General features: G+C 74.5%; 12 protein-coding genes and 3 tRNA genes. 7 read left to right on the top strand and 8 right to left on the bottom strand.

What is annotated here, in order from left to right:
- Window positions 1–174 precede the first annotated feature (174 nt).
- The 4 genes from ACTUAL_RS07375 to ACTUAL_RS07360 all read right to left on the bottom strand — a co-directional run bounded on the left by ACTUAL_RS07375 (window position 175) and on the right by ACTUAL_RS07360 (window position 3,513).
- Window positions 175–489: a hypothetical protein gene (locus ACTUAL_RS07375; protein ID WP_096497279.1), complete on the bottom strand. Its 315-nt coding sequence runs from the start codon at window positions 487–489 to the stop codon at window positions 175–177.
- A 201-nt stretch (window positions 490–690) separates the two neighbouring features.
- The gene (locus ACTUAL_RS07370) at window positions 691–2,910 is read right to left on the bottom strand and encodes a heavy metal translocating P-type ATPase (RefSeq protein WP_440899711.1); all 2,220 of its coding nucleotides are present in this window, start codon (window positions 2,908–2,910) and stop codon (window positions 691–693) included.
- A 5-nt stretch (window positions 2,911–2,915) separates the two neighbouring features.
- Window positions 2,916–3,122 (bottom strand): heavy-metal-associated domain-containing protein, encoded by a 207-nt coding sequence (locus tag ACTUAL_RS07365; RefSeq protein WP_440899712.1) that lies wholly within the window; start codon window positions 3,120–3,122, stop codon window positions 2,916–2,918.
- Between the two features lie 64 nt (window positions 3,123–3,186).
- Complete coding sequence (locus tag ACTUAL_RS07360; RefSeq protein WP_440899710.1) at window positions 3,187–3,513, bottom strand: hypothetical protein; 327 nt, start codon at window positions 3,511–3,513, stop codon at window positions 3,187–3,189.
- Window positions 3,514–3,678: 165 nt separating this feature from the next.
- On the opposite strand from ACTUAL_RS07360, the gene ACTUAL_RS07355 reads away from it, so the two are divergent.
- From ACTUAL_RS07355 to ACTUAL_RS07340, 4 genes are all read left to right on the top strand, one after another.
- Window positions 3,679–3,924 (top strand): hypothetical protein, encoded by a 246-nt coding sequence (locus tag ACTUAL_RS07355; protein ID WP_015805468.1) that lies wholly within the window; start codon window positions 3,679–3,681, stop codon window positions 3,922–3,924.
- Between the two features lie 619 nt (window positions 3,925–4,543).
- Window positions 4,544–4,616: transfer RNA gene (locus tag ACTUAL_RS07350), tRNA-Glu, on the top strand.
- Between the two features lie 34 nt (window positions 4,617–4,650).
- A tRNA-Asp gene (locus ACTUAL_RS07345) sits at window positions 4,651–4,724 on the top strand.
- A 34-nt stretch (window positions 4,725–4,758) separates the two neighbouring features.
- Window positions 4,759–4,835 (top strand) — tRNA-Phe (locus ACTUAL_RS07340).
- A gap of 94 nt (window positions 4,836–4,929) precedes the next feature.
- Here the strand turns inward: ACTUAL_RS07340 and ACTUAL_RS07335 are convergent.
- Window positions 4,930–5,700, bottom strand: a complete 771-nt coding sequence (locus tag ACTUAL_RS07335; protein WP_096497276.1) for a hypothetical protein — start codon at window positions 5,698–5,700, stop codon at window positions 4,930–4,932.
- Window positions 5,701–5,782: 82 nt separating this feature from the next.
- Between ACTUAL_RS07335 and ACTUAL_RS07330 the strand changes: the two genes are divergently transcribed.
- Together ACTUAL_RS07330 and ACTUAL_RS07325 are read left to right on the top strand one after the other, a co-directional pair.
- Window positions 5,783–5,995, top strand: coding sequence for an AsnC family protein (locus ACTUAL_RS07330; protein ID WP_015805466.1), 213 nt, complete (start codon window positions 5,783–5,785; stop codon window positions 5,993–5,995).
- Window positions 5,992–6,534 carry a Clp protease N-terminal domain-containing protein gene (locus tag ACTUAL_RS07325; protein ID WP_440899709.1) on the top strand — a complete coding sequence of 181 codons (543 nt, stop codon included), beginning with the start codon at window positions 5,992–5,994 and terminating at the stop codon, window positions 6,532–6,534. The genes ACTUAL_RS07330 and ACTUAL_RS07325 overlap by 4 nt, the downstream gene beginning before the upstream one ends.
- On the opposite strand, the gene yczE is transcribed toward ACTUAL_RS07325, so the two are convergent.
- Window positions 6,503–7,132 carry a membrane protein YczE gene (gene yczE / locus ACTUAL_RS07320; protein ID WP_096497274.1) on the bottom strand — a complete coding sequence of 210 codons (630 nt, stop codon included), beginning with the start codon at window positions 7,130–7,132 and terminating at the stop codon, window positions 6,503–6,505. The genes ACTUAL_RS07325 and yczE overlap by 32 nt on opposite strands.
- A 61-nt stretch (window positions 7,133–7,193) precedes the next feature.
- Here yczE and yczR point away from each other — a divergent pair, with 61 nt between their 5' ends.
- Window positions 7,194–8,657, top strand: coding sequence for a MocR-like transcription factor YczR (gene yczR / locus ACTUAL_RS07315; RefSeq protein WP_440899708.1), 1,464 nt, complete (start codon window positions 7,194–7,196; stop codon window positions 8,655–8,657).
- Between the two features lie 466 nt (window positions 8,658–9,123).
- Here the strand turns inward: yczR and ACTUAL_RS07310 are convergent, their stop codons facing one another.
- Together ACTUAL_RS07310 and ACTUAL_RS07305 are read right to left on the bottom strand one after the other, a co-directional pair.
- The gene (locus tag ACTUAL_RS07310) at window positions 9,124–10,422 is read right to left on the bottom strand and encodes a hypothetical protein (RefSeq protein WP_440899707.1); all 1,299 of its coding nucleotides are present in this window, start codon (window positions 10,420–10,422) and stop codon (window positions 9,124–9,126) included.
- 459 nt (window positions 10,423–10,881) lie between these two features.
- Window positions 10,882–11,091 carry a hypothetical protein gene (locus ACTUAL_RS07305; protein WP_049797028.1) on the bottom strand — a complete coding sequence of 70 codons (210 nt, stop codon included), beginning with the start codon at window positions 11,089–11,091 and terminating at the stop codon, window positions 10,882–10,884.
- Window positions 11,092–11,747 lie beyond the last annotated feature (656 nt).

The raw sequence follows: 11,747 nt of genomic DNA, 5'->3' as shown, positions 1-11,747 counted from the left end.
GGGGGCCCCCCCCCCCCCGGGCCCCCGGGGCCCCCCCCGCGCCCCGGGGCGCCCGCCCGCGCCCGGGCTTGGGCCGGGCCCGCCGCCCTCGGCGTTCGTCGGAGGGGGTCGGCCCGCTGGGGAGCCTCACCCGCACAGGTGCACGCCGTACGGGCGACACCACATCACGGAGCGCTACATCATGCCGCGCTGGCGCGCTTCCCACTCCAGGCGCTGCATGACCCACTCGGTCGCCAGCGCCTGCGGCGAGGTCTGCCGCTCGGCGGCCAGCTCGCGCAGCTGCTCGTTGGCCATGAGCTGGAGCCGGAGCTGGTACACCTGCGCGTTGCCGAAGCTGGAACCGGAGCCGGTCGTCTCGGTGTCGACGGTCTCCGGCGCGAGCGCGGCGAGGTACGACGTCAGCTCGTCGTCGCCACCGACCGGACCACCCGCTTCGGGTTGCTCGGAGCGGTGCTTGCTGGACCTGCGTCCCAGGGAACCAAGAGCCACCGCGCCACGATAACGGTCCGGTTGCGGAACGCCTAGGCGTGTGGCGCGGGTCACAGTATTTGTGGCATGGAGAGGCCCCCGCGCCAGGGGGAGGAACGCGGGGGCCGGAGGGGATCTCCACAGGTGCTGACCGGGGGTGTGTCAGCAATTCGGATTCTTGCACGCGCCCGTGCGCCACGGGAGTGGGTGCGCGGAAATTCTTCAGCCCGCGGTCCCGCGGAACCCGCGCAGGCGCAGGCTGTTGGAGACCACGAACAGGCTGGAGAAGGCCATCGCGGCCCCCGCGAGCATGGGGTTCAGCAATCCGAGCGCCGCGATCGGCAAACCGGCGACGTTGTAGGCGAACGCCCAGAAAAGATTTCCCTTGATGGTCCGCAGCGTTCGCCGGGACAACCGGATGGCGTCCACCGCGACCCGGAGGTCGCCGCGCACCAGCGTCAGGTCGCCCGCCTCGATGGCCGCGTCCGCGCCGGTGCCCATCGCCAGCCCGAGGTCCGCCGCCGCCAGCGCGGGCGCGTCGTTCACCCCGTCACCGATCATCGCGACCACCCGGCCCTGCTCCTGCAACCGCCGCACCGCGTCGACCTTGCCCGAGGGCAGCACCCCGGCGATCACCTCGTCGACGCCCACCTCGGCGGCCACCGCGCGCGCCACCACCTCGTTGTCCCCGGTCAGCAGCACCGGCCGCAACCCCAGCGCGCGCAGCCCGCGCACCGCCTCCGCGCTGGTCGGCTTCACCGCGTCGGTCACGCCCAGCAGCCCCAGCGGCAGCCCGTTCGCGGTCACCGCCACCACCGTGCGGCCCCGGCCCTCCAGCTCCCGCCCGGCCGCCGCCAGCTCCTCGGGCAGCCGCGCCGACGTCAACCGGCCGACCTCGACCCGCCGACCCCCCAGCACCGCCGACACCCCGACGCCCACCTCGTTCGCGAACCCGGTCACCGGCGGCAGCTCGCCGACCTCGGCCCCGGCCCCGCGCACCACCGCCGCCGCGATCGGGTGCTCCGAGCCGTGCTCGGCCGCGCCCGCCACCCGCAGCAGCTCCGCCCGCTCCACGCCCGGCGCGGGCACCACGTCCACCAGCTCCGGCCGCCCGGTCGTCACCGTGCCGGTCTTGTCCAGCACCACGGTGTCCACCCGCCGGGTCGACTCCAGCACCTCGGGCCCCTTGACCAGGATGCCCAGCTGCGCGCCCCGCCCGGTGCCCACCAGCAGCGCGGTCGGCGTCGCCAGCCCCAGCGCGCACGGGCACGCGATCACCAGCACCGCCACCGTCGCCGTCACCGCGAACTGCACCGGGGCCCCGGACAGCAGCCACCCGACCAGCGTCACCAGCGCGATGCCCAGCACCACCGGCACGAACACCGCCGACACCCGGTCCGCCAGCCGCTGCACCTCGGCCTTGCCGGACTGCGCCTGCTCGACCAGCGCCGCCATCCTGGCCAGCTGGGTGTCCCCGCCGACCCCGGTCGCCTCGACCACCAGCAGGCCGCCCGCGTTGACCGACCCGCCGACCACCCGGTCGCCGACCCCGACCTCCTCGGGCGCCGACTCGCCGGTGACCATCGACCGGTCCACCGCCGACGCGCCCTCGACCACGACCCCGTCCGTCGCGATCCGCTCGCCCGGCCGCACCGCGAACCGGTCGCCGACCCGCAGCTCGGACACCGGGACCCGCGTCTCGCGACCGTCCCGCAGCACCGCCACGTCCTTCGCGCCCAGCGCCAGCAGCGCCCGCAGCGCGGCCCCCGCCCGCCGCTTCGACCTGGCCTCCAGCCAGCGGCCGAGCAGCAGGAACAGCGTCACGCCGACGGCCACCTCCAGGTAGACGTCACCGGTCGACGACGGGCGCGGCAGCAGGCTGAACCCGTGCGTCATGCCCAGCTCGCCCGCACCGCCGAGGACCAGGGCGTGGACGGACCACAGGTAGGACACCGCGACGCCCATCGACACCAGGGTGTCCATCGTGCTGGCCCCGTGCCGCAGGTTGACCGCCGCCGCGCGGTGGAACGGCCAGCCGCACACCCAGACCACGGTGGTCGCCAGCGCGAGCGAGAGCCACTGCCAGGCGGGGAACTGCCAGGCCGGGACCATCGAGAGCGCGATGACCGGCACGCCGAGCACCGCGGCCAGCTGCACCCGCAGCCGGAGGTCGCCCGCGTGGTCGTCCTCCTCCGGCTCGGGGGCGCGGTCCGGTTGCGGTGCTTGCGCTCCGTAACCGGCCGCCTCGACCGTGGAGACCAGGTCCGCCACGTCCGTGCCGTCCGGGTACTCGACGCTCGCCTTCTCCGTGGCGTAGTTGACCGAAGCGGTCACCCCGTCGAGCTTGTTGAGCTTGCGCTCGATCCGGTTCGCGCACGACGCGCAGGTCATGCCGGTGATCGCCAGCTCGACCCTGCTGGTCCCGGTCTCCGCAGTCGTCATCGCCGTCAGCCCACCAGCTCGTAACCGGCCTCGGCGACGGCGGCCTCCACCTCGTCCAGGCCCAGCTCGCGGTCGCTGGTCACGGTGACGGCGCCGCTCTCCAGCACGACGGACACGTCGGTGACCCCGGCGATCCCGGTCAGCTCCTCGGTGACGGAGCTGACGCAGTGACCGCAGGTCATGCCGGTGACGGTGTAGGTGGCGACAGCCATGTCCACTCGCTCTCCTCGAAGGCCGTTTGCGCTTCCGAGGATACCCCCAGGGGGTAGTAGTGGCTCAGGCGGAGTCGTCCGACGGCTTCTCCAGCTGCGTGACCTCCCCCTCCAACCGCTCCACGAGCTGCTCCAGACCCGCGAGCATCCCGTCCAGCTCGCCCATCTTGTCGCTCATCAGCGCGTCGAGGTCGGCTTCCAGCGAGGCCAGCGACAGCCCGGCGAACACCGCCTGGGGGTCCGCGAACGGCACGTGCGGCGCGTCGGGCGTCTCAGCGCTGCTCCGCTCGGGTGAACCGGTGGTCACCTCCCCGGCCGCGGGCGCGCTCACCTCCTCGGGCGTCGGCTCGGTGGTCTGCTCCTGCTGCTTGCCGGGTTCCGGCTGGGTCATGGGGTACCGCCCTCCTGTTCGCCGTCAAGCACACCACGAGTGCTCCGGGGGCCGTGCGCTTGCACGGAAAGTAACGCTGCGTGGACCCCGAATCACTCTCCGGGGGGCTGCGGCACTTCGCAGGGCTCGCTTAGCCTCGCGCCAACCTCAAGTCGGGGAGGCGTCATGAGCGGGTCCCTAGAAGTTCGGCAGTTCCTGTGGAACCAGGACGAGATCGGGTCGAGGCCGGGCGGAGGAGGAGTCCCCGCCCAGCGAACCGGGGAGCCGTCGCGCGTCTCCGACGAACAGGTCCACCGGGCGCGGCTGTCGGTCGCGCGTGGGGCCACCAGCGCCGAGGACTGCAAGCTGCTGCTCGACATGCTCGGCCTGTCGCCGGGCGAGGACGGCGGTGTGCCGCCCGTCCAGCGGTGACCGGGCTCCGCTCCCCGCGCGTGGCGGGGGGCGGTCCACCGGCGTCGACGCACCACGAGCACCACCCGAGCCCTCCGGGGCGCGGGTGGTGCTCTGCGTTTCACGGCCTCCCCGCTCTCCGGGCCTCCAGCGGGCCTGAGGCGTTCCGGGGGCGCGACGGCGTCCGGGCGGGGGGGCCGGGTGGGCGCGCGGGGCCCGAGGGCGCCGGAGGGCCGCGCGGGGCCGGCGCCTGGCGCGCGGCACGGGCTGCCCCTCCACCCGCGCCCCCACCCGCCCCCTCCGCCCGCGCCCCGGCGGTCCGAGCGGTGGTGGCTCGTCCGGGTGGTGTTGGTCGGGGTGGAACGGGTAGTCGGGGGTGGGTCGCTCGGAGCGGTGAGCCCGTTCGGGGTGCCCGGTTCCCAGGGCTTACCCCCTCCTCGGCGACGAATGCGCCGGGCCGAGGGGCCCCGAGATCGTGGATTGGGCGCGGCGGTGAACCTGAAATCGCAGGTCACCTCACCTTTGGACCCCCCGTTTTGGAGTATCTGGCAGGTGTGTTCTATAGTTACGATGCTTCCAACGACAGCGGTTGGAGGGCCTGGGAAGAAGGTGGCCCACCAGGGCTGCCGGAGGAACGAGGGTCCCCATCGTCTAGCGGCCTAGGACCCCGCCCTTTCAAGGCGGTAACGCGGGTTCGAATCCCGTTGGGGGTACGCAGTAGAGTAAGGTACGATCTGCACGAAGCAAGGCCCAGTGGCGCAGTTGGTTAGCGCGTCGCCCTGTCACGGCGAAGGTCGCGGGTTCGAGTCCCGTCTGGGTCGCAAGGCTGTTCGGCTGAGGCCGGGCCAGCTACCTGGCCAGGTAGCTCAGTTGGTACGAGCGACCGCCTGAAAAGCGGTAGGTCGGCGGTTCGACCCCGCCCCTGGCCACCAACAACATTCGAAAGCCCCGCAGGGATTCCCTGCGGGGCTTTCGCTTTTCTGCGGTGTCGTCCCTGAATAGTCGCGCTATCCGGGAGCCGTTCGGTCAGTCGAATCGAATCACCGCGATCGCCTGGTCGTCGTGCGCTTTCGCGCGCCGCCAGCGAGTGCGATCCCGATCACGTTCCTCGGCCGCGCGGATCCGGTCCAGCACCGCTTCCGGCCCATTCCGGAATGCGATCCGCGTCACTTCCCGCCACGGGAACAGCCCGTAGTCGTCCACCCCGCAGGAGACGCCGTCGGTCGCGAGCACCGCCGTCGACACCGCGTCCCTCGGCCAGCTCCGCCGCACCGCCATCCCGGCCGCCGCCGGATCGGCCTCGGCCACCCAGAACCCGCCGGGCCGGTTCCGCCAGTCGGTGACCTTCGCCACCTTCCCGCGCAGGTCCCGGAGCCGGTGGTCGGCCACGACCTCGCCCTCCTCGGGGATCGGGCCGCCGGGCGGGCCGAACACCACGACCGGGCTGTCCGCCAGCACCAGCGCGTCCACCGTCTCGGCCGACCAGCGCAGGATCGCGACCGTGCTGGACGGCGAGTCGCCGGGGACCAGGCCGTGCCGGGCGCGGAGGCGGTCGATCGCGCCCGCCAGCTCCTCGGCCAGGTCGCCCAGCAGCGGCCCGGTGAACTGCGCGGCCAGCTCCCGCGAGTGCCAGCCGCCATCGCGCTGCCTCGGCGTCGGCGAGGTGGCCCCGTCGAGCAGCACCACGGCGTTCTCCAGCAGGACGACCCGGTCCTCGGTGGGGCGGGGCAGTCCGTCGAGGCCGACGCCCGGCCGCTCGGCCGTGCTGATCACGGGCGTCGGGTGGGCCTGCGTCACGCCGCCAGCCTAGAGCGGCGTCGACCCGGAACGGCGTCAACCCAGGTTGACAAACCCGGATGTGTCAACCAAGGTTGACGCCATGACGGAAGCGACGCAACTCGCCTCGGCGGCGGGAGATCGGGATCCGGGGGTGGGGCTGCGGGCGGTCAGCGCGCTCCGCAAGCTCCTGGAGCACCTGGAATCGGCGCAGGTCCGCAACGCGCGGGCGAACGGGTGGTCGTGGCAGGAGATCGCGGCCGAGCTGGGGGTCACCCGGCAGGCCGTCCACAAGAAGCACGGGGGAGACCGATGATCGGGGAGCGGTTCACCAGGGAGGCGCGCCAGGCGGTCGTGGCGGCGGTGGGGGAGGCGGAGCGGGCCGGGTCCAAGCGGGTCGAGCCCGAGCACCTGGCGCTCGCGCTGCTCGACGCGCCCGCGCTCGCCGGGTTCGACCTGCCGCACGACGAGGTGGCCGCCGAGTTCGCGGACCTCCGCCGCAGGGGCGGGCGGACCGGCGCCGACGTCGAGGCGCTGCGCGGGCTCGGCATCGACGTGGACGAGGTGCTGGGCGCGGCGGAGCGCTCGCTCGGCGCGGCGGGCGGCGGGGGGACGGCGACCAGGACCGGGCGCAGGTGGCGGCTGTTCGGCAACCACGTGCCGTTCGCGCCCGAGAGCAAGCAGGTGCTCACCCGCTGCCTCACCGAGGCGCTCGACCTCGGCTCGTCGGTGCTCACCGCCGACCACCTCGTGCTCGCGCTGCTCGTCGCGCGCGGGCCGGTGTCCGAGGTGCTCGGCGGCCGGGGCGTCCGGTACGCCGAGGTCAGGAGGCTGGTCGCGGCTCCACGTACGTGACCAGCGGCAGGAACGCCTGGGTCAGCGGGCCGATGGCCAGCGCGTACAGCACGGTGCCCACGCCGACCGTGCCGCCGAGCAGCCAGCCGATCCCCAGCACCGCCACCTCCACGGTGGTGCGCACCAGGCGCAGCGAGGTCCCGGTCCGCGCGCAGAAGCCCGTGGTCAGGCCGTCGCGCGGGCCGGGGCCGAGCCGGGCGCCGATGTAGGTGGCGGCGGCCAGGCCGTTGAGCACGATGCCCAGCCCGAGGAACACCGCCCGCCACGGCAGCGAGGTCGGCTCGGGCAGCACGGCCAGTCCGGCGTCCACCGCGACGCCGATGACCACGATGTTCGCCAGCGTGCCCACGCCCGGCCGCTGGCGCAGCGGGATCCAGCACAGCATCACCAGCACGCCGACCAGGGCCGTGATCGTGCCGAACGACAGGCCGGTGCGCTGCGCGAGGCCCTCGTGCAGCACGTCCCACGGGTCGAGGCCCAGGGTGGAGCGGATGTGCAGGGCCATGCTCGTGCCGTAGAGCCACAGGCCGAGGAACAGCTGGGGCAGGCGGCGAACGGGTGCCGTGGTGACGGGCAACTGGGTCAGGGCTGCGAGCATGTGGCCATCTTCAGCCCGTGTTCATCGAACTGAGAAGGGCCAATAGCCAATAATTGGCCTCATGCAGCACTCGATCCCGCCAGGTGGACGTGTTTCCGGGTTCAGGCTCGCCAAGCTCCTCGGCGAGTGGCGACGACGAGGCGCGCGGCACGGGTCCGCCGACCTCGCCGCCGCCGTCCGGATGCTCGTCCTCGACGGGAGGCTGCCCGCAGGCACCCGGTTGCCCGCCGAGCGGGAGATGGCCGAGGCGCTGCCGGTCAGCCGGACGATGGTCAGCGCCGCCCTGGACCAGCTGCGCGCCGAGGGGCTCGTGGCGTCCCGGCGCGGGGCGGGCACGTGGATCAGCCTGCCCAGCGGCGGGGCGCTGGTCGGCGGGGCGGACACCCCGCTGGTCGGCAGCAGCATGGTCGACTTCGCGCGCGCGGCCCCGCCCGCGATCCCCGGCCTGCTGCCCGCGTTCGACGCGGTGCGGGCCCGGCTGCCCGAGCAGCTCGTCGACCACGGGTACTACGAGCACGGGGTGCCCGAGCTGCGGCGGCGCATCGCGCAGCGGTTCGAGGCGCGCGGGCTGCCCACAAGCCCGGACCAGATCCTGGTCACCAGCGGGGCGCAGCACGCGCTGGCCCTCGTGCTGCGGATGCTCACCGGGCCGGGTGACCGGGTGCTCGTGGAGCAGCCCAGCTACCCCAACGCGCTCGACGCGATCAAGGCCATGTCGGCGATCCCGGTCCCGGTCGCCATGACCGACACCGGCTGGGACCTGCCCGGCATCGCCGCCGCGCTGCGCCAGGCCGCGCCCCGGATGGCGTACGTGGTGCCGGACTTCCACAACCCCACCGCGCACCGGATGGACGCGGAGACCCGCGCCGAGCTGTCCGACCTCGTCCGCAGGGCGCGGACACCGCTCGTGGTCGACGAGACCATAGTGGAACTGGACCTGGACGGTGACCCGCTGGACGGGCCGCCGCCGGTGGCCTCGTTCGCCGACGACCTCGTGGTGACCCTCGGGTCCGCCAGCAAGTCGCACTGGGCCGGGCTGCGGATCGGGTGGATCCGGGCGTCCACCGAGGTCGTGCACCGGCTGGTGTCCAGCCGCACCGCGCTCGACCTGGGGTCCGCGGTGCTGGACCAGATGGTGCTCGCGGAGCTGCTGACCGAACCCGAGGCCGGGCTGGCCGAGCGGCGGCGGCACCTGGCCGGGCAGCGGGACGTGCTGATGGCGGGGCTGCGGGAGCACCTGCCGCAGTGGCGGTTCGACCGGCCGGGGGGCGGGTTGAGCGTGTGGTGCGAGCTGGACGCGCCGGTGAGCACGCGGATCGCGGTGGTGGCGCAGAACCACGGGATGCGGCTGGCGCCGGGGGCGCGGTTCGGGGCGCACGGGGGGTTCGAGCGGTGGCTGAGGCTGCCGTTCGTGCTGCCGCCGGACGTGCTGCGGGAGGCGGTGCGGCGGTTGGGGCTGGTGGCGGCGGCGGTGTCGGGGGGCGGGTCGGTGCCGCACCAGGAGGTGGAGGTGCCGGTGGCTTGACGGGGGCTCGGCCGGGTGCGCTCGGGGCGGTCGCCTGCGGGTGATCGACTGCGCTGCGGTGGGCGCGGGATCAGGTGCGGCGGATCCGGGGTGGCCTGGGGAGAGCAGGTGCGCGGCTTCGCTGGTGGCCGGGTTGGGAGCGGCTACTCGCTTCGGCGCGGTCGTCCCGAGGTGGTTGCCGAGTTCGGCTCTGGTGCTGCTGGGGTGGGGTGCCTTCGCTCCGCTTCGCGAAGCGAAGCGAACCCACAGCGGGAGACGCTCCAGGGAGTGGCGTCTCCCGCTGTGGGCTCCCGTGCGATCCCGTCGACGCGGGGGCAGCGCGACGTCGGGACCGTTCCCGTTCGTGCCGGGGCGCGGTCGGCAGGAACGGGGAGCCTGTGCGGGGGTGTGCCTGTGGTGCGGGGAGGAACGACGGTGCTCTGCGCAAGCGCCTCGGCGCGCGCGGACCGGTGCCTGGCGGCGTCGTTCAGTCGGGCGAGGTGCTCGGCAGGCCGGGGACGCGGCCGGGTGAGCGGTCGTCGTCCGCGCGCTCCGCGACCCGGATCACGGGGGTCGGGAGGTCGGCCGACGGGGTGAGCAGCGCGGTCGGCGCGTTGCCGCCCCGGTTGTTGCTGGACGAGGTGTCCTGCGCCCCGCCCGAGGAGGCCGAGGGGCCGCCCGACGGCGCGTGCTGCGGCGCCGGGGACGGGGGGTGCGCGGGGGCCTCGGGCGCCGGGCGCTCCCAGGTCTCCTGGTGCGGCTCGGCGGGCGCGTCCTCGTGCGCCTGCTCGGGAGCCGCCTGCGTCACGACGGGGGTCTGCTGCCTGCGGGGGGCGGTGCTGGTCGGGGCCGAGGGGGACCCGTCCGGCGCGGCGGCCGACCGGGGCGCCGCGGTCGGTTCGGTGGCCTGGGGCTCCTGGGCGGCGGGGTCGGTCCGGGCGTCCGGGCTCGTGCCGGGGGCCGCGTTCGCGATCGCGTCGCCCAGCCCCTGGATGATCGTCAGCCTGCCGACCACCCTGCCGCCGATCAGCACCGGGATCGTGGTGACCTGACCGGTGAGCGCGGAGGCTTCGAGGTCCGAGGCGGTCAGGATCGTCGTGACCACACCGCCGGACAGGGTCGTGCCGGAGGTGGGGCCCGTCGTGGCGCCGCCGATGAGGGAGCTCCCGGTGAGGGAGCTGCCCTGGACCTGTGCGACACCGGTGGACTGCTGAGTGGGCTGCTGCGCGGACTGCTGGCCCGTGAGCGCCGAGCCCTGGAGCGCCGCCCCCTGGAGCGAGGTGGGCTGCGCGCCTGCCTGCGTGGTGGCCTGGAGCGCGCCCGTCGCGGTGGACTGCGGCTGCCGCGCGGGGGTCGTGGTCGACGCCCCGAGCGCCTGCGCGGCGAGCTGCGCCGAGGTCGGCCCCGTCGACGTCGACCCGGACTGGGCGAGCGCGGCGGGCGCCGACTGGGCTGGCGCTGACTGCGCGTACAGGGGTTGGCCGAGCTGAGGGACGACCGTTTGAGTGACCGTCGACTGGGTGAGTCGAGACGGCTGTACGGCCGTCGACTCGGGTAGCTGAGCGCTCTGCGCGAGCGCGCCCTGGAGCGCGGCGAGCTTCGCCGCGACCGGGCTCACTGCCGTGACCTGGGCGCTGTCGCCGGTTGTGGCGCCGAGCACCGCCTGGTCGTCCTCCGCCCACGCGCTCCCCGACGCGGCCAGCCAGGCCGCTCCGGCGAGCCCCGCCACCACGAATCCCCTGAGCAGCAGCGAGCCGCCGCGGCGCAGGACGTTGCTGAGTGCCACGCGGATCACCACCGTTCCGGATGGGGCGAACGGGACGGGACCGTTCTGAGGTCGACGTTCGAGGTATGTCTAGCACCGGGCGCAGCTTTTGCGAACGGCATCGGGGCGAAGCAACCCGTAAGGGCGGTCCTCTGCGGCTGTCCGGGGCGCGGGGAGGGGGTGTGAACACCGTCAGTCGTTGTCACGCCACGTGCTCATGCCCTCGTCCGTCCGTTGTGGACCCCTTCGGAACCACCCTTTCGCGTCCGATGTGGACGTTGGTGGGGTGCAGCGTGTGAGGGCTTACCCGTCGGTCACCGTTCCGGGCGAACGACCGCACGTGCAGATGCACGGGACCTGGGGGTGGTTGCCCGGTGTGGGCCGTTCGTGTGACCCGGTCCGGGAGCGCTCCCGGGACCCTGCGTCGCGGCAGCCGGGTGGCCGGGGGCCGGGGAGGCCCCCGGACCGCGCCGGCGCGCCTCACCACCCCGCCTCGGCCATGCGGCGGCGCAGCAGCGCGAGGCACCGCCCGCGCGCCGCGCCCGCGCTGCACGCGGCGACCCCGGCTGCCTCGGCGATCAACCGCCCGTCGGGCCGAGGCCCGGCCGCGACCAGCAGCAGCACCGCCCGGCACCGCTCGTCCACCCCGTCCAGCGCGACCCGCAACGCCCGCTCCTGCGCCCGCCGCACCACGAAGTCCTCACCGGACTCCCCGAACCCCCCAGGCTCCCCGACCCGCCCGGCACCCCCACCCGCGCCGAAGACGCCGAACGGTCCACAAGGGGCGAACGGGCTCAGCGGGCGCGCCGAGCGCGTCGAACCCGCTGGACTCGCTGCCTCCGCCGGCCCCCTCGGACCCGCTGCACCCGCCGGTCCCGCCGAACGCGCCGGTCCCGCCGAACGCGCCGGTCCCACTGGCTCCGCAGAATTCGCTGGATGCGCAGAACCCACCGGATGCGCCGAACTTCCCGGAACCAGCAGGGGAGAGGGGGACGCGGCCCCTCGGGAAGCCGCCGCCTCCGGAGAGAGCGCTGCGTCCATGGAGGCCGCCTCTGGGTGAGCGGCCTCAGGAGAGGGTGGCGCGTCCATCGATGCCGCCTCTGGGTGAGCGGCCTCTGGGGAGAGTGGCGCGTCCAGGGACGCCGCCTCTGCGGAAGCCGCCTCCGGAGAGAGCGCCGTGCCCAGGTGAGCTGCCCCTGGGCGCGCCAACCCTGGGTGGGCCCCCTACGAGGGGAGCGCCGGGGTCGAGGGAGTCGCCGAAGTCGAGCGGGCTGGGAGGGGCGAGGGGGTTGGCGGGGGTGTTGGGGTCTGGTGGGTCGGCGGTGTCGGGGCTGGTGGGGGCGGGG

Source organism: Actinosynnema sp., from assembly GCF_052038725.1.
This window is presented reverse-complemented; position numbering and strand designations above follow the sequence as displayed.

What these genes read in the sequence shown, in the direction of transcription:
- yczR (WP_440899708.1), top strand. Translation starts at nt 7,194, where the DNA reads ATGCAGCACTCGATCCCGCCAGGTGGACGTGTTTCCGGGTTCAGGCTC.
- ACTUAL_RS07370 (WP_440899711.1), bottom strand. Translation starts at nt 2,910, where the DNA reads ATGACGACTGCGGAGACCGGGACCAGCAGGGTCGAGCTGGCGATCACC.
- ACTUAL_RS07360 (WP_440899710.1), bottom strand. Translation starts at nt 3,513, where the DNA reads ATGACCCAGCCGGAACCCGGCAAGCAGCAGGAGCAGACCACCGAGCCG.
- yczE (WP_096497274.1), bottom strand. Translation starts at nt 7,132, where the DNA reads ATGCTCGCAGCCCTGACCCAGTTGCCCGTCACCACGGCACCCGTTCGC.
- ACTUAL_RS07365 (WP_440899712.1), bottom strand. Translation starts at nt 3,122, where the DNA reads ATGGCTGTCGCCACCTACACCGTCACCGGCATGACCTGCGGTCACTGC.
- ACTUAL_RS07325 (WP_440899709.1), top strand. Translation starts at nt 5,992, where the DNA reads ATGATCGGGGAGCGGTTCACCAGGGAGGCGCGCCAGGCGGTCGTGGCG.
- ACTUAL_RS07330 (WP_015805466.1), top strand. Translation starts at nt 5,783, where the DNA reads ATGACGGAAGCGACGCAACTCGCCTCGGCGGCGGGAGATCGGGATCCG.
- ACTUAL_RS07355 (WP_015805468.1), top strand. Translation starts at nt 3,679, where the DNA reads ATGAGCGGGTCCCTAGAAGTTCGGCAGTTCCTGTGGAACCAGGACGAG.